The sequence below is a fragment of the Exiguobacterium sp. SL-10 genome (assembly GCF_004337025.1).
Lineage (GTDB): Bacteria > Bacillota > Bacilli > Exiguobacteriales > Exiguobacteriaceae > Exiguobacterium.
In genome coordinates this window covers 42,324-61,068 of record NZ_SJUP01000012.1, presented here as the reverse complement: position 1 = coordinate 61,068, position 18,745 = coordinate 42,324, and the positions used below count along the sequence as shown (strand labels likewise).

The 18,745-nt window shown below is 52.1% G+C and carries 16 protein-coding genes; 8 read left to right on the top strand and 8 right to left on the bottom strand.

Features of this window, described 5'->3' with window-relative positions:
- The first annotated feature begins 21 nt into the window (after positions 1 to 21).
- The 4 genes from EVJ33_RS12505 to EVJ33_RS12490 all read left to right on the top strand — a co-directional run bounded on the left by EVJ33_RS12505 (position 22) and on the right by EVJ33_RS12490 (position 4,906).
- Positions 22 to 1,023, top strand: a complete 1,002-nt coding sequence (locus EVJ33_RS12505) for a class I SAM-dependent methyltransferase (RefSeq protein ID WP_131437613.1) — start codon at positions 22 to 24, stop codon at positions 1,021 to 1,023.
- Positions 1,024 to 1,096: 73 nt separating this feature from the next.
- On the top strand, positions 1,097 to 2,623 hold the full coding sequence (locus tag EVJ33_RS12500; protein ID WP_269088569.1) for a phytoene desaturase family protein: 1,527 nt from the start codon (positions 1,097 to 1,099) through the stop codon (positions 2,621 to 2,623).
- Complete coding sequence (locus EVJ33_RS12495) at positions 2,620 to 4,098, top strand: phytoene desaturase family protein (protein ID WP_131437609.1); 1,479 nt, start codon at positions 2,620 to 2,622, stop codon at positions 4,096 to 4,098. Before EVJ33_RS12500 ends, EVJ33_RS12495 begins: the two co-directional genes overlap by 4 nt.
- Positions 4,067 to 4,906, top strand: a complete 840-nt coding sequence (locus EVJ33_RS12490) for a phytoene/squalene synthase family protein (RefSeq protein ID WP_131437607.1) — start codon at positions 4,067 to 4,069, stop codon at positions 4,904 to 4,906. Before EVJ33_RS12495 ends, EVJ33_RS12490 begins: the two co-directional genes overlap by 32 nt.
- A 430-nt stretch (positions 4,907 to 5,336) precedes the next feature.
- Here the strand turns inward: EVJ33_RS12490 and EVJ33_RS12485 are convergent, their stop codons facing one another.
- From EVJ33_RS12485 to ybaK, 6 genes are all read right to left on the bottom strand, one after another.
- Positions 5,337 to 6,803: a phytoene desaturase family protein gene (locus tag EVJ33_RS12485; protein WP_131437605.1), complete on the bottom strand. Its 1,467-nt coding sequence runs from the start codon at positions 6,801 to 6,803 to the stop codon at positions 5,337 to 5,339.
- 19 nt (positions 6,804 to 6,822) lie between these two features.
- A complete protein-coding gene (locus EVJ33_RS12480; protein WP_131437603.1) occupies positions 6,823 to 7,890 on the bottom strand; it encodes a glycosyltransferase family 2 protein in 1,068 nt (355 codons plus the stop codon).
- Positions 7,890 to 8,585 carry a lysophospholipid acyltransferase family protein gene (locus EVJ33_RS12475; RefSeq protein ID WP_131437601.1) on the bottom strand — a complete coding sequence of 232 codons (696 nt, stop codon included), beginning with the start codon at positions 8,583 to 8,585 and terminating at the stop codon, positions 7,890 to 7,892. Before EVJ33_RS12475 ends, EVJ33_RS12480 begins: the two co-directional genes overlap by 1 nt.
- Positions 8,551 to 9,303, bottom strand: a complete 753-nt coding sequence (locus tag EVJ33_RS12470) for a carotenoid biosynthesis protein (protein WP_131437599.1) — start codon at positions 9,301 to 9,303, stop codon at positions 8,551 to 8,553. The genes EVJ33_RS12475 and EVJ33_RS12470 overlap by 35 nt, the downstream gene beginning before the upstream one ends.
- 89 nt (positions 9,304 to 9,392) lie before the next feature.
- A complete protein-coding gene (pssA, locus tag EVJ33_RS12465) occupies positions 9,393 to 10,091 on the bottom strand; it encodes a CDP-diacylglycerol--serine O-phosphatidyltransferase (protein WP_131437597.1) in 699 nt (232 codons plus the stop codon).
- A gap of 20 nt (positions 10,092 to 10,111) precedes the next feature.
- Positions 10,112 to 10,576 carry a Cys-tRNA(Pro) deacylase gene (gene ybaK, locus EVJ33_RS12460; RefSeq protein ID WP_131437594.1) on the bottom strand — a complete coding sequence of 155 codons (465 nt, stop codon included), beginning with the start codon at positions 10,574 to 10,576 and terminating at the stop codon, positions 10,112 to 10,114.
- A gap of 152 nt (positions 10,577 to 10,728) precedes the next feature.
- Between ybaK and EVJ33_RS12455 the strand changes: the two genes are divergently transcribed.
- Positions 10,729 to 11,463, top strand: a complete 735-nt coding sequence (locus EVJ33_RS12455) for an enoyl-CoA hydratase/isomerase family protein (protein WP_131437592.1) — start codon at positions 10,729 to 10,731, stop codon at positions 11,461 to 11,463.
- A gap of 39 nt (positions 11,464 to 11,502) precedes the next feature.
- On the opposite strand, the gene EVJ33_RS12450 is transcribed toward EVJ33_RS12455, so the two are convergent.
- A complete protein-coding gene (locus EVJ33_RS12450) occupies positions 11,503 to 12,861 on the bottom strand; it encodes an MATE family efflux transporter (RefSeq protein ID WP_131437590.1) in 1,359 nt (452 codons plus the stop codon).
- A 157-nt stretch (positions 12,862 to 13,018) separates the two neighbouring features.
- Positions 13,019 to 14,803, bottom strand: coding sequence for a glycoside hydrolase family 13 protein (locus EVJ33_RS12445; protein ID WP_131437588.1), 1,785 nt, complete (start codon positions 14,801 to 14,803; stop codon positions 13,019 to 13,021).
- Positions 14,804 to 15,175: 372 nt separating this feature from the next.
- On the opposite strand from EVJ33_RS12445, the gene EVJ33_RS12440 reads away from it, so the two are divergent.
- From EVJ33_RS12440 to EVJ33_RS12430, 3 genes are all read left to right on the top strand, one after another.
- Positions 15,176 to 16,441: an extracellular solute-binding protein gene (locus tag EVJ33_RS12440; RefSeq protein ID WP_131437586.1), complete on the top strand. Its 1,266-nt coding sequence runs from the start codon at positions 15,176 to 15,178 to the stop codon at positions 16,439 to 16,441.
- 105 nt (positions 16,442 to 16,546) lie between these two features.
- Positions 16,547 to 17,899, top strand: coding sequence for a carbohydrate ABC transporter permease (locus EVJ33_RS12435; protein WP_052090084.1), 1,353 nt, complete (start codon positions 16,547 to 16,549; stop codon positions 17,897 to 17,899).
- A 1-nt stretch (position 17,900) separates the two neighbouring features.
- Entirely contained in the window at positions 17,901 to 18,734 is an 834-nt protein-coding gene (locus EVJ33_RS12430) for a sugar ABC transporter permease (protein WP_131437584.1), read from the top strand.
- Positions 18,735 to 18,745: the final 11 nt, after the last annotated feature.

The window sequence follows — 18,745 nt, the reverse complement described above, 5'->3', positions numbered from 1 at the left end:
TAACGATGATGAGGTGAAACGATGGAACAACAGATGAATGAATGGTCACGCGTCTTGCACGCACGCAGATGGATGAAACAAACCGAATCGTTCCTGCCGCTCTGGCACGGGTATATCGGGTATAAATATGGATTGTTCGACGCGCTCCAAGGCGGGGCAAGTTTTGCGGAGATGACGCTTCGCTTGAAACAGCCATTGACGAAACTAGCGCTTGAACGTTGGCTCGAAGTCGGGGTCGCCGTACGCCATTTGAAGAAGAAAGGCTGGCGCTATTTCCCGACACGTAGTTTGAAATATCAGTTGTCGCACGAAGATGAGCGTAGTATCGGTTTCATGCTCCAAGAGATGATGGAACTTCATATTCCGGCACTCATCGCATACCCTGACTTTTTAGAGTCGGGTACACAGAAGACGTTCGACGGTGCGACGCATGGCCAAGTCGTCGCACAGACGTCGACGCTCGTCGAGACGGTCGCGTTCCCGGTCGTGCAACAGCTGTTGCGTCAGGCCGACGTCAAGACGATGCTCGATATCGGATGCGGGCACGGCGGCTATTTACGGAAACTACACGGGCTCGAACCTGATTGGCAACTGACCGGCATCGATCTCGAGGAAGATGTCATTGCCGAGGCTAGGGATCAGGACGAGTCGGGCGATATCCGTTACGAAGTGGCTGACTTCATGGAATGGGACCATGACGAACGGTTTGATGCCGTCATGATGAATAATATGCTCTACTACTTCTCCCCTGAACAACGAATCGAGCTGCTCGGACGGATGCTTGAAAACTTAGACGAAGCAGGTGTCGCCGTCCTCGTCACTCCGCTCGCGGAGACGCCGCTCGGGTCTCGATTTGCCTCAGCGTTCAATGCGTTCATGACGTTGCATGATAATCTCTATCCGCTCCCGACGATTCGTGAGTTACGTCGTCAAATGCACAAGGTCGGCTTTGATAACGTCCGTTTCATCCCGTTCATCCCAGAAGGGTCGTGGTACATTGTCATCGCGAAACGCGACAATTGACACATCACGGACACACGACGAGCCGATTCAGATTTGAACTTGTCTCCAGTCATTTCTATAATAGGATAGAAGCATAAGAGACTTTTCACATAGGGAGTTGTTCAACGTGTCGGAAAAAAGAGTCGCCGTAATCGGTGCCGGACCAGGAGGACTTGCGGCCGCTATGCTGCTCGCAAGTCGTGGTGTGAAGGTAACAGTGTTTGAGAAGCAGGCATTCGTCGGTGGACGGACGTCGCGTCTTCAAGTCGGAGAATTCGCGTTTGATCGTGGCCCGACTTTTTTAAATATGCCGTATATTTTAGAAGAAATATTCGAAGAGACAGGTCGAGATTTACATGACTACGTCGAGATGAAGCAACTCGAACCGATGTACGACCTTTATTTCGATAAAGGGAATCGCGTTCTATCGATGACGACCGACCGCGATCAAATGCATCAGGCGATCGAAGAACAGTTCCCGGGCAACGGGGAAGGATACGAACGCTTCATGGCCGAACAAGCCATCAAGCTGTCGAAGTTGATGCCGGTCCTACAGACGGCGCACGACAAGCTGACGGATTACGTGGCCACGCGCGTCTTGAAGGCGCTCCCGTTCTTGTCGATCGGTAAATCGTTATATGACGTGTTATCGGAATACTTCACGAGCGAGGAGCTGAAATACGCGTTCACGTTCCAAGCCAAATATTTAGGGATGTCGGCTTGGGATTGTCCCGGCGGCTTCTCGATTTTGTCGTATATGGAGCATGCCTACGGCGTCCATCATCCGATTGGCGGCGTGAACCAACTATGTACAGCAATGGCGCGTGTCATCGAAGAAGAAGGCGGAGAAATTCGTCTCGGAGAAGGCGTCGACCGTCTCTTGCTCGACGGAAAACGCGTCAACGGGCTCGTGGCGAACAACGTCCACTATGCCTTTGACGAAGTGATTGTCGGCGCGGACTTCGCGCACGCGATGACAACGCTCGTCCCGAGCGACGCACTGACACGTTGGAGTCCGAAGCAGCTGAAGAAGAAGCGCTATTCATGCTCGACGTTCATGCTCTATCTTGGGCTCGACCGTGTCTATGACGATGTCGCGCATCACTCGATTCATTTTGCCGACGATTATGAGCGGAACGTGAAGGAGATGACGCAAGAGTTGAAATTGAGCGAGGATTTCTCGTTCTATGTTCAAAATGCGTCACGGATTGACCCGACGCTCGCACCGGCAGGGAAATCATCACTTTACGTACTCGTTCCGGTGCCGAACAACTTGTCGAATTTACCGTGGGAGACGCTCGAGGCGACGATGACCGAGCGCGTCCTTGATGCCCTCGAGACACGTTCACCGTATCGTGAGATCCGTAACCATATCGAAGTGATGCAGCCGCTCACGCCAAACGATTGGGAGGCGTTCGGTGTCTATGAAGGGGCGACGTTCAACTTAGGACATAACTTGTCACAGATGATGTATTTCCGTCCCCATAACCAATTCGAAGAGCTCGACCACGTCTGGCTTGTCGGTGGTGGGACACATCCAGGTAGTGGACTGCCGACGATTTTTGAGTCGGCGCGGATCACCGCCAACTTGTTGCGTGACCGGGCAGGTGTCGGCCAATGAACATCAGTTTCGTCGGTGCCGGTATCGGATCGCTCTATGCGGCGCTCCTGTTGACCCATAAATATCCGTCGTTAAACGTGACAATCTACGAGAAAGAACAACGCGTCGGCGGTCGGCTCAATTATGTCGAGTTCGCGAACGGGGCCCGGGTTGATGAAGGACCGACCATCGTCTTATTGCCTGGGAAACTGAAAAGTCAGCTCTTAGAGGCCGGCTTTCCGGAACGAGAGCTCGAGTTGATCGAGGTCGACCCGCTCTATCGCCTTCGTTATGAGGACGGTACGACGTTCCACAAATATCGTGACATCGAGCGCCAGGCGGCCGAAATCGACCGTCTGTTCAACGAGGGCGACGGATTTAGAAAGTATATGACCCAAAAACGGGAAGAGTACCGCCTTGGGTTCGATGCGTTCTTAGATCGCGGTTATAAAGGCAAGACCGATTTGTTCGAACCGAAGCTATTGATGCTTCTCATGCGCTTGAAGGCGTATGAGACGGCCCATGAGAACATGAAACGCTTCTTCAAAGACGAACGCCTGCGCGTCGCCTACAGCCTCCAAACGCTCTATATCGGTGGGAACCCGTATGATACTCCATCCCTCTATGGTTTGATTCCGTATCGCGAACAAGAGGAGGGAATCTGGTACGTCAAGGGAGGATATTTCTCACTGGCGACGAAAGTAGAACAAGAGTTGAGACGACGCGGCGTCAAATTCGAGTTGAATGCGAACGTGGAACGGGTCCGAGTCGAGCAAGGTCAGGCGAACGCGGTCATCGTGGACGGTGTCGTTCATTCGTATGATGCGGTCGTCGTCAACGGAGACTTCCCGCTCATGGAACGGTTGATTGATGGCGTCAAACCGAAATCATATGAACCGTCGAGCGGAACGCTCTTGCTTTACTTCACCGTCACTGGGGAGATCGAGTTACCGGTCCACCAATTCGATTTACCGAATGATTTTGCCGGGTCGATGCGGACCATCTTCGAAGATGGTAAACTAAGCAAGTATCCGGCGATGTATACGTTCAATCCATCTTTGATTGACGACTCATTGGCGCCGGACGGGACGAGCGTCCTCTATGTTCTCGTTCCGGTCCCACGCAAATTGGAACGTGAGGACTTTGAAGCGAGCGGAGCGATCGAGCATTTGATTGGTCGGATCGAACAGATGGTCCCCGACTTCAGGGACCGTGTCCTCGAGATGAAAGTACGGACGCCGATGGATGCAGAACGGTTTGGTTTATTCGAAGGTGGTAGTTTCGGCATTGCCCCGAAATTGGCCCAGTCGGCCGCGTTCAAACCGCAGGCCCGCCCGTACGCGCATATCGACCACCTTTACGCCGTCGGCGCATCGGTGCATCCGTGTGGAGGAGTCCCAATCGTCATGATCGGCTCGCAGCTGTTAGTGAAAAGAATGGAAGAAGAAATGGGGGCATTGTACCATGACGACACAAGAAGCGTATCGTCACTGTGAAGACGTAATGAAAAAAGGCTCGCTCACGTTTTATCGGGCCTTTTCCTTGCTCTCCAAACCAGACCGTCAGGCCGTGGCCGCGGTCTATACGTTTTGTCGGACGCTCGATGACGCGGTCGATGAATCGGACCGGCCCGAAGAGAGCTTGACGCAATTTTTGGCTGAATTCGATCGCTTCTTGGCGGGTGAACCCTTGCCGGATGCTCTCTGGGTGGCGTTACGTGACGTCTGGGGACGGTACGATATGGACGTCGATCCGTTCTTCGAATTGGCGGAAGGTATGAAATGGGACTTACATAAGACGCGTTATGCGACGCTTGAGGAGACGGAACAATATAGTTACTATGCGGCCAGTACCGTCGGCTTGATGTTGTTGCCCATTCTCGCGCCGGACGTGGATGCGACAGAGCGGGATCAGTTAAAACAAGGCGCCATCGACTTAGGGATCGCGATGCAATTGACGAACATTTTGCGTGACGTCGGCGAAGACCTCGACCGCGATCGGATTTATGTGCCACAATCGTTACTGAAGGAGTTTGGTATCTCAGAAGAAGTCTTGTTCGCGCGACAAGTGACACCGGCGTTTGTAGACGTCTGGGAGACGATGGCGCGCCGGGCCGAACAACTATATACCAGAGCCCGGGAGACACATCACTTGTACCCTGTGACGAGCCGGAAGCCAGTCAGTGCGGCGGGGCTGCTCTATGAAGGGATTTTGGACGCGGCCCGGCAGAACGGACACGACGTCTTCACGAAGCGAGCGTATGTCTCGACGATTCAAAAAGGAAAACTGTTGGCCAAACTATAAGAGAAGGCAACCGTCACGAGACGGCTGCCTTTTTTGCGCACAAAAAAACCACTTTTGGCGGGGGACCAAAAGTGGTGTAAGCGTTGTGTGATTCGTTCATCGGGGAAACGAACGAATCGGACGTGATGAACCCTAAAGATGTGCCTCGTCTCATGGGGAATGAAACGATGGGGCATCTTCGCTGAAGCAGGATGCTTGATGGACTAAGGGGGAACATCATAATGCATGCTGTTCCAGCCACGGGATACGAGTGGGGAAACTCGCTCATCACTTTTTTCTCGGGTGTGACAAGTTCAAAACGCGATAGGCTCGGGGAAGCCGTTCGATCGCTACAGGTGTAACAAACGTTACAAAACTGCTTGAACTCGAATATGATATTATCACGTCTATCCGGTGTCGACAAGTGTCGAATCTTCTGTTCACAAAATGTTCAAATTGTCAGAGGTATGTCCTCTAACATCGAACGGGCCGCAAACTGTCCTGAAAGCGTCACCATCGGGCTACCACCGCCCGGGTGGGTCGAACCACCCGCAAACCAAATGTTCGACACATCTTCTGAGCGAGCGGATGGGCGGAAGAACGCTCCCTTTTTCGAGTTGGCTGACGTGCCGTACAACGATCCGTAATACGCATAAAAATCACGCGTCAAGTCAAGCGGGGTGACACGACGGTGGAATAGGACGTCGCGGTCTTCCCAATCGACGCCAAACTTCCGGAGGCGTCGACGAATCAAATGTTCATACGTCTCGGCATCGATCTCGGTCATATGGGCCGGTGCATTGACGAGAATGAACAAGTTGTCACCAGCTTCTCCCATCGATGCGTCCGTATGGGCCGAGTTCGAGATGTAGATTGTCGGCTCATCCGCATACCGTTCTTCGTCAAACAGTGCCCGGAACTCCGCTTCGTAGTCGTCTGAGAAATAGACGTTATGATGTGCCAAGTTCAATCGCTTGTTCAAGCCGACCATGATGACGAAAGCGGACACGGATGGTTCGATTGTATCGCGCGTCGGTACAGGGAACGAAGGGCGGTCGGTAGCATCGACGAGCCGTGGATATTGCGTCAGCAATTCTCCGTTCAATAAGACGGCATCACAAGACATGACTTCTTCATGGTCGATAACGACCGCGTGTGCTTTCCCGTTCGTCACTTCGATTTTCGTGACCTCATGGCCGAGACGGAATTCGACGCCAAGTTCACTGGCACGTTTGGCGAAACCTTTCGCAATCGTCCAATTCCCGCCTTTCGCGAAATAGACGCCGTCATTGAGTTCCAAATGCGAGATCAATGCGAACGTGCCCGGTGTGACATACGGGCTGCTACCGATATACGTCGCATATCGATCAAGCGCCTGAATGATGCGCGGATCTTTAAAGTATTTCTTATGGAGCGCATGAAGGCTCTTAAGCGGATGCACTTTCATCATATCGGCCCAAAGCCCAGTATCGATTTTAGAGTCCATCCGTGTGAAGAAACGATTGTTGGCGATCTCGAACAGTTTTTCCGCCTCGTCCAAGTAGTCGGTCAATTGATTTTTGTTGGCCTTGTCGCCCGTCAGCCGACGTACCTCAGCCTCCATTTTTTCACGGTCTGAATGGAACGTGAACGTCGAACCGTCCGAGAATTGATTCACCGTGTGCGAATCAAGTTTGACGAGATCGAAATAGTCGTCCGGGTTGGCGCCACTGTTACGGATGACAGAACGGAACACGTCCGGCATCGTGATCGTATTTGGTCCAAAATCGAAACGGTGTCCATCGGTGATGATCGGCATGAGCTTTCCGCCGACGTGTTCATTCTTTTCAATGACGGTCACATCGTAACCGCGAGCGGCAAGGGTGACGGCGGCACTCAAGCCGCCGAGCCCGGCCCCGATAATAGCGATATGTTTCATGTTGTGCCTCCTAGCAAGATTATTGATACGTACGGCCTTTCCATGAAATCGGCTTTCGTCGCCATTTGCGTACGACCGCGCTCGACAAGAGCAACAAATAGGCGATGAGACTGAACGGATGGAGCCAAAAGTGGCGTCCTCCCGACTTGATGTCAATCGCCAACCGAGCGAGTATGACGAACACGCACGCCAAAAACGAAGTCCAATCCATATATACGAGGAATGCGATGAAAGCAGATAGCTGGATACCGTAGTATAAGAAGAAATAAAGGGCGATGCCCACTGCTTCATTCATTCCCTTGAATACGTTCTTTGAAAACCCGTTCCAGACTTCTTCGTTCGTCGCATACATGTCACACGTAATATAGGGGGAGACGTTGACGAGCGAGGTGACTTTTTTGCGTCGCTTGAACTCACGGCATAGGTCGATATCATCAATCAACGAATCGTGAATCGAGGCGTGTCCACCGACGTCGTCATAACTTTCACGCTCGACGAGCACGTTCATCCCGTTGGCGGCGGCGAAAGCGGGATGGCGCACTTTTCGCCAAAACAACGGCAAATGCTGGGCAATCAAGACGTGCTGCATCGGAATCAACAGTTTCCCGAGCCATGTCGGTGTCGGAAAACGAGGGAAGCCCGACAAGAAGACCGCTCCTTCGCGTGCGAGTGTGCCATGTAATCGCCCGATGAACGTCGGGTCGACCGTGACGTCGGCATCGAGGAACAACACGTACGGCTCGGTCGTTTGGGTCGCCAACTGATGACACGCATGGACTTTGCCGGCCCAACCTTCAGGAAGCGGCACGCCACGGAAAATGGTGAAGCGGGCATCGTCTTCGATTGCCCGGACGAGTGCTTCGTATGTATCATCCTCGGACCGGTCCTCATATAAATAGACATGGCATCCATCCGTCAAGGCGGGCTTCAAACTGGTGATGAGTTTCGGCACGTTCCGCTCTTCGTTCCGTAGCGGAATACATACCGCAGTCGGAGGGGCAGAGATGGGCGCAGTGAGTGGGCGCAGGAATAGTAAGTTCACCAACGTGAAGACAAACATCAAGAACGTGAGCACGAGAATCACCATCAGCGGCCTCTCCCGATTTGGAGCAAGTGCTCCGTCCAATCCGCGAGGCTGCGTTTCGGAGGGAACAAGGCGATATAGCGGTCGGATTGATTGATCACGTCGTCGCGCGTATCGTCATATAGCCGTTCGAGTGCTTCGGCGAGCTCTTGCTTTTGAAGCCGCCTCGTCTCAGACATGACCGTATGGTTGCGGAAGCGCACATAGACGAGTGGGGCCGCGTGCGATGCGAACGTATAATAGATGGCGCATAAACGGACTTCTGGTTTTTGAAGTAGCATCGTCGCACCTGTGCCAATCTCAAGCGGACGTTGTTCTTGCGGATATTCGCGTCCTTGTGGGAACACCCAGACGGACTTGCCTTCAGACAAGAGACGATTGGCATAGTCGAGCGAGGCGCGCACGTCGGACAACTTGCCTTTCTGGATGGAGAATGCGCCCAAGTGACGGAAGAACGGGAAGCGGCGCAACCCATCCTCATCCATCAAGACGTGAACGTCATGACGCAAGTAGTATTCGTTCAACATGAGTAAAATCATCCCATCCCACCAAGAACTATGTGTGCTTAAAAACAACCCTGGTGTCGGCACGTCATCGGTCCGGACGTGAATGGTATGGAAAAACGGACGGATTTGACGTTCTTTGACGAACGTCGAGAACAGATTATTGAACCATTTCTTTTTGCCCGCTTCGATCATGTCGGCTCCTCCGTTCTATCAAGATGAGGCCTGCGGCTGTCACGACGCTGAGTACACCGATTCCATAGAGACCGGCGTTGACTGCCGTGACACCGAACAAGGCGTGAAGCATGACGAACAAATAACGACCGTGTCCGAGCAACATCGGCTCGGCCTCGACTTCAAACCGGTCGAGCAACCACGAGAAAATGAGCGACAGTCCGAACCAGCCGACGAAGTTTTGCGTCGGGATGTCATAATACAGACCGCCATTGGCCCATTCCCAGTACCCTTTCACGTTCGCGGCGACCGGGTCGATCGCCATATCGAGCCAAACGGCGAGGAACGGGACGAGCCAGAGCGTCCGGTTCTTGAACGAGAACAAGCGGGCGACGGCAAAACTCGAGCCGATGACGGCGAGCCATGCTGCCCCGATCGTGACCGGTACACCGAAGACGGTCGGACCGAACGCCTCGGCATAAATGTATTCGCTGAACGGGAACCCGGTTTTAACACCGAGCGTCTCGACAGCGATCGAGCCGAAGAAGATGAACGGGACGATCCAGCGGGCGTGGCGGACGCCGTCCGCGATCACCCAACCGCCGATGACCCCGGCGAGCCATAAGAAGACCGGATTCGCCCATTCGAGCCAACTCGGCAACAAATCAAAGCCAACGAGGACGACCCCGATGACATACCACACTAAAAACCATTTCCAAATCCATGGATACACTTTCATTACATCACCTCACCTTTCATTCTAGAGAGGTTTTTGACATCCGTCTAATAAATGCATGTAAAAAAAAGAGCCCCTCGAGAGGGGACTCATCAATTTGCCATCCGTTTTCGCTTTTTGACGAACGAGAAGGCGATAAATAAGACATAAAACGTGACGGCGATGAACCAGAACGACGGCCATTCTTTCCACCGGGCAAAAATCATGTACGTCAAATAGACGAGGCTGACTGTGATGATGAACGAGTGGCGTGGGAGCGGTACGTCTTTAAAGCTCGGGATGCGGACGCGACTGACCATGAGGAGAGCGAGACCCGTGAAGAAAATTGGGGTGAGCAGCTCGCTGATTCGATCTCCAAACGTCGTCACGACGGCGAGCAAGCCGCCGGCCGCAGTGATCGGCACACCCGAGAAGTAGCTGGCTGTGACGTTCGTCGCCGACAAGTTGAAGCGGGCCAAGCGGTAGGCGCCGAACAACGGGAATAAGGCGGCGAAGAAGAGGCCGTAATTGCCGTAATCGATAAAGAATGTATAGTAAGCGAGTAACGCCGGGGCGACCCCGAACGTGACGACATCGGCGAGCGAGTCGAGTTCTTTTCCAAAATCACCGGCCACCCCGAGCATACGGGCCAGCCGTCCATCCAAACTGTCGAGCATCATGGCGATGATGATGAGTAACGTCGCGTTCGAGAAGTCGCCGCGTGCCGCATAGACGATCGCCAAAACGCCGCAGAACAAGTTGCCGAACGTAAACGAGTTAGGAATCCATGAGCGGATTCGTTCTTTCCACATAGGTATTGCCTCCATCTTTGTCATTGAGTGAACCAGTGACCGTCCGTGAACCGGAGCAAATCGGCCGGTGTGAGTTCGAGTTGATAGCCGCGCTTGCCGGCCGAGATGATGATTGTGTCTTTTTGTTTAGCGCTGTCATGCAAGTAGACAGGAAACCGTTTCTTCGCTCCGATTGGTGAGACACCGCCGCGGATATAGCCGGTCAGCGCCTCAAGCTCTTTCATGGGGACGGGCGAGACTTTTTTGGTGCCCCAAGCTTTCGCGGCCGCTTTCAAATCGATATCTAACTCTCCTGAGATGAGGAAAAAGGCGTAGCGCCGCTGCTCATTCTCGAGACAAATCGTTTTATAGAGCTGGTCGAGCGGTTTACCGAGTGCCGCGGCGACATGTTTGGCGGAGACATCGGACGTGTCCACCTCATAGGAGTGGTACGTGAACGGGATGTTCCGTTGTTTCAATTGTCTTGCGGCATTCGTCAGTTGCATCAGTCCCACCCTTTCGTTGAACGACTCTTTTAAGAATAGCAAATAGTGGTAGCGTCGGGCAATCGAACTCGGAAAGTTTCTATGACAAGAAGGAAACAGAATCCACGATATAGAAATGAATAGTGATTCATTTTAATAAAGGGGGAGATAGGATGGAAACGATTCAACTAGAACGGCGGAACGGGGTCGGCTGGCTCAAGTGGAACCGACCGGAAAAACTAAACGCGCTGAATGAGACGTTGCTACGCGAGGCGAGGGAAGCCATCGAAGAGATCGTGGCGGATGAAACTGTCCACGTCATCGTGCTCGTCGGGCAAGGGCGTGCTTTCTCATCGGGACAGGACTTGACGATTGAGAGTGACGCCGACTATGGTCTCTATTTAGAAGAGGTGTATCATCCACTCGTGCGGGCGCTTGCTGACTGTCCGAAACCAATCATCGCCGGCATTCACGGGGTCGTCGCGGGGGCGGGCTTGAGTCTGGCGCTTGCGGCGGACGTTCGCCTCGTCGCAAGGTCGACGAAATTTAGTTCCGCCTTCATCAAGATTGGCCTTGTCGCCGACGCCGGGGGACCGTACCATTTACGACGCTTGATGCGGCCAGATCTCGCGCTCGCTTGGATGTGGAGCGGCAGCACAATCGACGCCGAACAGGCCGAAACGGTCGGTCTCGTCACCGAGCTCGTCGAAGATGAGGCGTACTTGGAGCGGTTGACGACCTATGCCGAGACGCTCGCGGCCAAATCACCGACAGCGGTGCAAGGCATGAAGGCGTTATTCCGGGCCGACTCGTTCGAGGACGGTCTCGAGCAAGAGATCATCTGGCAACGGAAATGTGGTCAGACGGACGTTCATCGCCAGGCGATGCAGGCGTTCCTCAATCGATGAAAAAAGAAGCGGTCACAGCGACCGCTTCTTTTTGGTTAATTATGAAGTTGGCTTCGGTTCGAATTGGAAGCCTTTTTGTTGCCACGTGCCGTACTTCCAACGACGGAAAGCGAAGAAACCGCGGAACCACTCGTCGAGTGAGAAGGCGAGCCAAATGCCGAGGACGCCGAGTCCCATCTGGAGTCCGAACAAATAACTGAAGACGACGGCCACGCCCCACATCGAGGCAATTCCAATCATGACCGGGAAGCGAACATCGCCGACCGACTTGAGTGAACCCATCAGGACGATGTTCATAGCGCGACCTGGCTCCAGGATGAGCGTCGCCCATAAAATTGGTACGCCGACGGCGATGATGTCCGGATTCGATGTGAACAGGCCGAGTAACGACTTGCCGAACACCGCGAGTCCGAGCGACGCCACGAGTGAAGCGAACATGGCAATCTTCAACGTTTTGACGGCGCGGGTATACGCTTCTTTGAACCGTTTCCCGCCGATATCTCGAGCAATCAACAGCTGCGTCCCTTGCGCGACGGCGACCGTGAACAAGAAGGCGAGCATCGACAAGTTCATGACGTATACCCGAGCGGCGAGGGAAGCCTCGCCCATCGTGGCGATAAAGCCGGTGATGATAATTTGTGAGAACTGGTACGATAAGTTTTCTCCAGCCGACGGGACCCCGATTTGGAGCAAAGCGCGAATATCGTCGCGTTGCGGCTTCATCAATTCCTTGAGCGGGAAGCTTAGCATGAGCCGCTTCTTGACGATCCAGAACAAGAGCACCATTGCCGAGAAACGGGCGATGACGATAGCCCAGGCGACACCGGCGACACCTGTGACAGGGAGACCGAACCAGCCCATGACGGCGACCATCGCTCCGATGGCTGTGATGATATCGATCAAGAGTGTGGCGAGCATCGCATGCTTCGTCATCCCATGGCTCCGGAGGACGGAACTGAGCGCCATGATGAGCGCTTCGGTGAACAGCGACAACCCGACGATTTGCAAGAACAACAACCCGTGGGCGAACAGCTCATCCGATAAACCGAACAGGCGCAGGAACGTCTCACCGAACAAGAACACGACAGCGACCATGAGCACGCCGAGCCACATATTCAGACTGACGGCAGAGCGGGCGAAGTCGCGGCTCTTCTTCATCCGATTGGCGCCGATCGCTTGACCGATCAAGATGGTCGCACCGACCGAGGTGACGCTGAAGACGATTAAGAAGACGTTCAAAATTTGGTTGGCGACGCCGACCGCGGAAGCGGCGGCATCGGAGTAATGGGCGAGCATGAGCGTGGCGATAATCCCGGTCCCCATATGGAGCGCGAGTTCGATGAAAATCGGCCACGAGATTTTAAATAAACTGAGCTGTTCGGTGTCTTTTGTCGGCATGGTGTATTCTCCCTTGTTTCTACAATTCTTTATATGAAATATTTACGTTGTCAAAATCACAAGGGTCATGTTACTCCTTTTGAAATGAAAAAGAAAGGGATTTGGTAAATTATTTTCAACAAAAAAAACACCCGCCGAAACGGGTGTAAAACGGAATTTATTTCATTTTTAAAATCGTGGCGCTATAAGGTGCGAGTTCGATTTCAAGAGAGTCTACATCACGGTCGTGAAGCAAGTCGTAAGCACTTCCGGTATGGCCGAGCGGGTTGAGTTTCGAGACAGAATCTGAGTTGTTGAAATAAATCAAATACGTCTCATCTTTCGTGCATCGCTCGATGATGAGGGCGTTGTCTTCATCGTCGACGAGATTGAAGCGATACGAGCCAGCGTTGGCGAGCACCGGGTGCTCTTTACGGAGTCGAATCAACTTCTGCACGTAGCGGAACAACTCGCGATCTTCTTCGGCTTCGTCCCATGGCATGCAGCGACGGCAACCCGGGTCTTGTTCACCTTCGAGGCCAATCTCGTCCCCGTAATAGATACATGGGCTGCCTGTATACGTGAGCATCGACATCATGAGTAGTTTGAACTTCCCTTTATGTCCTTTCGTCCGGGTGAGGGCACGCGGCGTGTCGTGCGAGTCAATCAAGTTGAACGTCACTTCGTTCACGTTCTTCGTGTTCATCATCTCGACGCGCGTCAATTCATTGCGGAACTCGGAAGCGGACGTCCGGTCGAGCGCGAAATAGTTGAGGCTCGCGTTCGTGAACGGATAGTTCATGACCGCGTCGAACTGATCGCCCTTGAGCCATGGTTGCGCATCATGCCAAATCTCGCCGAGGATATACGCTTCCGGGTTCGCTTGCTTCACGGTTTTACGGAAGTCGCGCCAGAAGGCGTGATCGACTTCGTTCGCCACATCTAACCGCCAGCCATCGATGCCGAACTCTTCGACCCAATAGCGGGCCACTTCTAATAGATAAGCTTTTAACGCCGGATGCTCCGTGTTGATTTTCGGCATGTTTTTCTCGAAAGCGAACGTGTCGTAGTTCGGCTTCGGTGTCGTCTCGATCGGGAAGTCGCGAAGATAGAACCAGTCACGATATTCCGACTGTGGTCCGTTCTCGACGACGTCCAAGAACCATGGGTGGTTGTAACCGACATGGTTGAACACGGCGTCGAGCATGACTTTGATGCCGTTTTCATGAAGCAAGTCGACGAGTTGCTTGAACTGCTCTTTCGTGCCGAATTGTGGATCGATTTCCATATAATCGAGCGTGTCGTATTTATGGTTCGTCGTCGCTTTAAAGATTGGGCAGAAGTAAATCCCGGTGATCCCGAGGTCGACGATATGGTCGATATGGTCGATGATCCCTTGGAAATCGCCGCCGAAGAAGTTCGTGATTGTCGGTTCCGTACTATTCCATGGAAGCGTGCCTGCCGGATCGTTGGAAGGATCACCGTTCGCGAACCGGTCTGGGAAGATTTGATACCAGACCGTGTCTTTCACCCATGCCGGGGCGTGGAAGATATCGACCGGGTTAATGAACGGGATACAGAAATAGTAGCCCGTGTCGTCGAGCGGTTTGTCTTCGAACCAGCCTTTTTCCGTATAGACGGCCGTTTCATTTCCATCATGGAGACGGAAGCCGTAACGAAGGCGACGGAATGGCGGTTTAATGGCGATGAACCAGTAGTCGTACTGATCGTCGTGACCGATCTTTTCCATTGGTGTCTCGAACGTACGCCAGAAACTCGGCTTGTCGGGATCGAAGTTCCACATGGCCGGATCTTCAGAATGCCAGTCGTACGGATCATTCCAAATTAAGTCAACAGAGTGGATATCATTTCTTTTCGTATGGAAGCGAATATGTATCGTTTCCCGGTCGTACTTGTACACGAAAGGGGACATGGCGCGATGGTAAATAGCTTCTTTGATCATGGGTTTGCATTCCTTTCTTTAGTGAGGGTTATAACCATTTTACACTGTCTATCCAGAAAAGAAACAACAGTTGTGAAAACGTTTGCTCAAGCAAAGGTTAATAAAGCGTTTACATTTTGTCAATCGTCCGATTCATCATTTTTTGCGAAATAGGGCCATAAAAAATTCAAAAAGAGATAAATGGGACAACGGCAATAAAAAAAGCGAAAAAAAAGACTTGTAAAACGCTTACACAACTGTATAATAAAAATTGAGGTGAGGATGCAAACGTTTTCACTAACCTACTGATTCTGTAGCGGAGTTGATTCAATCAGTAGGCCAGTGCGATTGCGCAAATCTGACCATACTATTTCCTTGGGGAGGTTTTTCATCATGAAGATGAAAAAAATGGTAGCAGGACTTTCAACGGCAGTATTCGCTTTCGGTGCACTTGCTGCATGTGGTGGCGGTACGGACAATGGTTCTACTAACGAAGGCGGTTCTACTAGCGAGAACAAGCCAGAAAAAATCGTAATTTGGGAAGATATTGAAAAGTCGGAAACGACGAAAGAAGTTGCGAAGGCGTTTGAAGAAGAACACGGCGTCGCAGTTGAAGTCGTTGAAGTCCAAATGACGGATCAAAAGGACAAGTTGGCGCTTGACGGCCCAGCTGGAAAAGGTCCTGATATCGTTCTCGTACCACATGACCAAATCGGAACGATCGCTGACCAAGGTCACTTGGCACCGCTCACTGATGAAGGTGCGCTCGATGCGTTCACAGACGCTTCGCAGTCGGCTGTCATGTTCGACGGACAAGCTTACGGCTACCCGAAATCAGTTGAAACGCCAGTCCTCATGTACAACAAGGATTTGGTATCAGAAGCTCCTGCTTCAATGGATGACTTGTACAAGTTGTCTACAGATCTTAAAGACAAAGGCGAGTACGGCTTCCTCGGTCTTTGGGATAACTTCTACTTCGCACACGGTGTCGTGGCTGGCTTCGGCGGTTACGTCTTCAAAGAAGACGGCGGCGCGCTCGACCCAACTGACATCGGCTTGAACAACGAAGGCGCAGTCGAAGGCTTTGACTATATCGGCAAATGGTACGAAGAAGGCCTCTTCCCTAAAGGGTTGATTGGCGAGTCTGGCGGCCAGGCGATGGACCAACTCTTCACTGAGAAGAAAGCACACACAGTCATGAACGGACCGTGGGCAGTAGCTGGTTACACAGACGCTGGCATCAACCTCGGAGCGTCTGCAATGCCGACACTTCCAAACGGTGAGCCAATCAAGACGTTCATGGGCGTGAAGACATATGCACTTTCTGCTTACACGGAGAACCAAGAGTGGGCTGAAATGTTCCTCGCAGAACTCACGAACGAAGAGAACGCATTGAAGATGTTTGAAGCTTACAACGAGATCCCACCAGTAGCAGCCCTCGAGTCGAACGAGACAATCACGTCGAACGAAGTTGCGAAGGCGGTATTCGATCAAGCAACGAACGCAATCCCAATGCCTAACATTCCTGAAATGGGACAAGTTTGGGAGCCAATGGCACAAGCGCTTCAGCTCGTAGCAACTGGCAAGCAAGATGCACAAAAATCAGCTGACGATGCTGTTAAAGTCATCGAGCAACAAATCCAAGCGAACAACCAATAAGGATATGAAATGATGGGGTACGCCGACTGGCGTTCCCCCTCATTTTCTAGAATTGAGCAAACGCTTGCTCGATTGATTTGCTCAAATTGAAAGGAGATATTGAGGATGGCTTCAATTGCGAACCCTAAAACGCCGGAACAACGTCCGGAAAAACCGACCAATCACGCTCGGAACGCCGCATTGCTTTCAATCATTCCGGGAGCCGGTCAATTCTATAACAATCAAAAAGCGAAAGCGATCGCTTTCTTTATCGTCATCATGTCTTATTTTGCAGTAAACTACGATCTCTTTTTCAAAGGAGCGGGCGCAGGACCTGGCGACCGTGGTGGCCTTTGGGGATTGATCACGCTTGGCGAAGTGGCAGGACCTCGTAACGACCACTCCATCTTCTTGATGGTAGAAGGGATTGTCGCATTAATCTTACTTTTCTTCGGGATCGCGTTCTACATCTGGAACATTCGTGACGCCTACCGAGTCGGTCGCATTCGTGATCAGCACCTAAACGTCCCAACGTTCCAAGTGCAGCTCCGCAACTTGCGCGACCATGGATTCCCATACTTGATGTTAATCCCGTCGCTCATCTTGCTCGTTTTCACAGTCGTATTACCGCTTATCTTCACTTTCTTAATCGCATTCACGAACTATCGTTACAACAACGCGCCACCGGCGAAACTCGTCGAGTGGATCGGATTTGAAAACTTCACACGTATTTTTGAAATCGATATCTGGCGCGACACGTTCGTCGGCGTTCTCGGCTGGACACTCGTCTGGACGGTCGCTTCGACGGTCGGTGTCATCGCGATCGGGATTTTCCTCGCGGTTCTCTTGAACCAAGAAGGTCTTCGTTTCCGTCGCTTGTTCCGTTCGATTTTGATTTTGTCATGGGCCGTTCCAGCGTTCATCACGATCTTGATCTTCCGTTCGATGTTCAACGAATCGTTCGGTGTGTTCAACACGACGATCCTTCCGGCGTTCGGACTAGATCCGATCAACTGGATGACCGATCCGACGGCGACACGAAGCGCGCTCATCTTGATTCAATGGTGGCTCGGCTTCCCGTTCATCATGACGCTCATGACTGGGGTCTTGCAATCGATCCCTGGCGACTTATATGAAGCGGCGACGATTGACGGCGCGACTATCTTTGACAAGTTCCGTTTGATCACGTTGCCGATGCTCTTGTTCGCAACAGCACCGATTTTGATCACGCAGTTCACATTCAACTTCAACAACTTCAACATCATCTATCTCTTTAACGGCGGTGGACCGGCTGTACCGGGACAAACTGCCGGCGGTACCGATATCTTGATTTCATGGATTTACAAATTGTCTCTCGGAGCCAACCCGCAATACGGACTTGCGGCTGCGATCACGCTCATCTTGTCATTCTTCATCATGACACTTGCCGTCATCCAGTTCCGTCGGACAAAATCTTTCAAAGACGAGGATATGATCTGATATGAAAAAACAAAAACGAATCAATTTGGCAATCTCTTATGTCATCTTGACGCTTGCGTCGATCATCATTCTCTATCCAATGCTTTGGGTGGTCGGGACGTCCTTTAACCCGGGACGTACAATCACATCGACGATCATTCCTGCAAATCCAACGTTTATTCACTATAAAAACTTGTTTGATTTGACGATTTCAGATTATAGTTTATGGTATGTGAATACACTGAAAATCGCTTTCATCACGATGGCGCTCTCAGTCATTCTCGTTACGATTACTGGCTATGTCTTCTCGCGTTACCGCTTTGTCGGACGGAAGAACTCGCTCATCTTGTTCCTCGTCTTACAAATGGTGCCGCAATTCGTCGCCATCATCGCGATTTTCGTGCTTCTTAATATGCTCGGTCTCCTCGACACGCACACAGCGCTCATTCTGCTGTATGCCGGTGGCGCGATTCCGATGAACACGTATCTCGCAAAAGGTTATTTCGATACGATTCCGAAAGAGCTCGATGAAGCCGCTCGGATGGATGGTGCCGGTCACCTCCGTATCTTCTGGCAAATCATTTTGCCGCTCGCGAAGCCAATTGTCGCAACGATCGCCTTGTTTAACTTCATGGGCCCGTTCAACGACTTCATCTTGGCATCGCTCGTCCTTCGTTCACCAGAGAAACAGACGCTCGCGGTTGGTCTTTACAACATGATCTCTCGACAGTTCGACAACAACTTCACGTTGTTCGCGGCAGGCGCCGTCCTTTCGGCCCTTCCAATCGTTCTCTTGTTCTTCGTGTTCCAACGTTACTTCGTCTCGGGTCTCACTGCCGGTGGTACGAAAGGATAATACTCACTTAA

What these genes read in the sequence shown, in the direction of transcription:
- EVJ33_RS12480 (WP_131437603.1), bottom strand. Translation starts at nt 7,890, where the DNA reads ATGGTGATTCTCGTGCTCACGTTCTTGATGTTTGTCTTCACGTTGGTG.
- EVJ33_RS12505 (WP_131437613.1), top strand. Translation starts at nt 22, where the DNA reads ATGGAACAACAGATGAATGAATGGTCACGCGTCTTGCACGCACGCAGA.
- EVJ33_RS12485 (WP_131437605.1), bottom strand. Translation starts at nt 6,803, where the DNA reads ATGAAACATATCGCTATTATCGGGGCCGGGCTCGGCGGCTTGAGTGCC.
- EVJ33_RS12440 (WP_131437586.1), top strand. Translation starts at nt 15,176, where the DNA reads ATGAAGATGAAAAAAATGGTAGCAGGACTTTCAACGGCAGTATTCGCT.
- EVJ33_RS12495 (WP_131437609.1), top strand. Translation starts at nt 2,620, where the DNA reads ATGAACATCAGTTTCGTCGGTGCCGGTATCGGATCGCTCTATGCGGCG.
- EVJ33_RS12490 (WP_131437607.1), top strand. Translation starts at nt 4,067, where the DNA reads ATGACGACACAAGAAGCGTATCGTCACTGTGAAGACGTAATGAAAAAA.
- EVJ33_RS12445 (WP_131437588.1), bottom strand. Translation starts at nt 14,803, where the DNA reads ATGATCAAAGAAGCTATTTACCATCGCGCCATGTCCCCTTTCGTGTAC.
- EVJ33_RS12430 (WP_131437584.1), top strand. Translation starts at nt 17,901, where the DNA reads ATGAAAAAACAAAAACGAATCAATTTGGCAATCTCTTATGTCATCTTG.
- EVJ33_RS12435 (WP_052090084.1), top strand. Translation starts at nt 16,547, where the DNA reads ATGGCTTCAATTGCGAACCCTAAAACGCCGGAACAACGTCCGGAAAAA.
- EVJ33_RS12455 (WP_131437592.1), top strand. Translation starts at nt 10,729, where the DNA reads ATGGAAACGATTCAACTAGAACGGCGGAACGGGGTCGGCTGGCTCAAG.
- ybaK (WP_131437594.1), bottom strand. Translation starts at nt 10,576, where the DNA reads ATGCAACTGACGAATGCCGCAAGACAATTGAAACAACGGAACATCCCG.
- EVJ33_RS12475 (WP_131437601.1), bottom strand. Translation starts at nt 8,585, where the DNA reads ATGATCGAAGCGGGCAAAAAGAAATGGTTCAATAATCTGTTCTCGACG.
- EVJ33_RS12470 (WP_131437599.1), bottom strand. Translation starts at nt 9,303, where the DNA reads ATGAAAGTGTATCCATGGATTTGGAAATGGTTTTTAGTGTGGTATGTC.
- pssA (WP_131437597.1), bottom strand. Translation starts at nt 10,091, where the DNA reads ATGTGGAAAGAACGAATCCGCTCATGGATTCCTAACTCGTTTACGTTC.
- EVJ33_RS12450 (WP_131437590.1), bottom strand. Translation starts at nt 12,861, where the DNA reads ATGCCGACAAAAGACACCGAACAGCTCAGTTTATTTAAAATCTCGTGG.